At 52.3% G+C, this 1,950-nt stretch carries 2 protein-coding genes; both read left to right on the top strand.

Annotated elements, in window-relative coordinates:
* Positions 1-485, top strand: a 485-nt coding sequence (gene folE, locus Q0216_RS05975; protein ID WP_298593734.1) for a GTP cyclohydrolase I FolE, incomplete at its 5' end; no start/stop codon positions are given.
* 166 nt (positions 486-651) lie between these two features.
* Positions 652-1,695 carry an Abi family protein gene (locus Q0216_RS05970; RefSeq protein WP_298593733.1) on the top strand — a complete coding sequence of 348 codons (1,044 nt, stop codon included), beginning with the start codon at positions 652-654 and terminating at the stop codon, positions 1,693-1,695.
* Positions 1,696-1,950: the final 255 nt, after the last annotated feature.

Below are 1,950 nucleotides of genomic sequence, written 5' to 3'. Positions count from 1 at the left end.
AGCAGACCCCGGCTCGTGTGGCGCGCGCCTACGCGGAGTTCTTCTCGGGCCTGCACCAGGACGCCGGCGAGATTCTAGGTACGACCTTCGACATTGCCCACTCTGAGATGGTGCTGGTGAAGGACATTCCGTTCTACTCGACCTGTGAGCACCATCTGGTGCCTTTCCACGGTGTGGCGCATGTGGGTTACATTCCCGGCCCGGACGGTAAGGTGACCGGTCTGAGCAAGCTCGCCCGCGTGGTGGATATGTATGCTCGCCGCCCGCAGGTGCAGGAGCGTCTGACCACGCAGGTGGTGGAGGCTCTGGAGGAGCATCTGAACCCGCGCGGCGCGATTGTGGTGATTGAGGCTGAGCATATGTGCATGTCGATGCGCGGTGTGCGTAAGCCGGGCGCGAAGACCGTGACCAGTGCGGTGCGCGGTGCGCTGATGAACACCGCAACCCGTGCGGAGGCGATGAGCCTGATCTTCTCGCAGCGCTAAGCATTCGGGATGAGCTCATAGCTATACGACAGGGGCAGGATTCTGAGGAATCCTGCCCTTGCGTTGTGTGGTCGTATGTGTTGGACTGTATGACGGGAGCTCTTGCGTAAAGAGCGATAAAGAATGTAAAGTTGTTACTACTAGAACCGGCACCACTGCCTGATGAATGATTGAGAATTCTGAAGGAGTACAGGACCGGTCTTCTTTTTTATCTTCAGTAGATTCGGGTCTTGATACGGTGCGGGAAGTTAAAGAATTTAAAAGCTATGGTGAGCAACTAGCCATACTCGAAGGTCGAGGGATGGCTATAGAAAATCGTGAAGAAGCGATTGAATCTCTCGCCAAGGTTAATTACTACCGTCTTAGTGGATATTGGCATGCTTTACGTCAAACCGAGCGTGATGCGTTTGGAGAGACTACCCCGCTTAATCAGTTTAGAGATGGGGTACGTTTTGATGATGTCATAGCTCTTTATGAGTACGACCGGCGTTTACGTTCTATTGCACTTCCTCATCTATCTCAGCTTGAAGTGTACCTACGAGCTAGGCTGGGGCATTTACTGGGAGAGATTGACCCGCTAATTCACGAGAAGGAAAATCTGCTAGATGTAGGACCGGCAAGGAGAGAAATCTGGAATAAGTTTGTCCAGATTTGTAGTGACTCTCTTCAGCGTTCTAAGGAAGATTTCGCTGTACACCATATAGAACAATACGATGGTAAAGTCCCTGTTTGGGTGCTGGTAGAGGTTCTAGATTTGGGAGCCTTGCAGACTCTATATATGATTTCCCCGAGACGAGTTCGTCGTCAGATAGCGCAGGATATGAACTGTACCGATCCGCAGCTTGGAAGCTGGATACGTTCATTGAGAGGGATTCGGAATATCTGCGCACATCAGGCACGACTGTATAACAGGGTGCATTCCAAAGTTCTTCTACCGAGAGTAACGTCCGGTAGAAGAGTTGAGAGCCCTGAAATCCGTGAGGTTATTGACCTATTCGGGGTTTCTCAACGTGAAGAGAACCATAAAATGCGTAAGACTTTCGGAATGCTCACTCTCCTCAAATATCTGATGGACAAGGGCGGAATTGGGGATACGGAATCTCTGACGCAGATTCTGAAGGAACGCCCTGATATCTCTGTTCCTGGGGTTGATGTATCGCGGGCTATGGGCATACCGCAAGGTTGGGAAGAAACCCGTTTGTGGAGCTAAAATCTTCACAGCTTATAGACACGCTGAAAGGGGCGGAGGTGAAAACCTCCGCCCCTTTTCGCATCGCTAAAGTGCTCTGAGAGTGTGTTCTGAGCCGGTACCTTCCGCAGCCGCGGCAGCGTCAGCACTGCCGCACCGCAGAAGCTAGAAAAGCCTCGCCGCTAACGCTGCAGGCTATCCTTCGATTCGCTCGGATCATCCCAACCCAGGGCAAGCGTCACGATCAAGCCCACGGCAATGAAACCGCAACCGGTC

The sequence above is a fragment of the uncultured Rothia sp. genome (genome assembly GCF_937976295.1).
Lineage (GTDB): Bacteria > Actinomycetota > Actinomycetes > Actinomycetales > Micrococcaceae > Rothia.
This window is presented reverse-complemented; position numbering and strand designations above follow the sequence as displayed.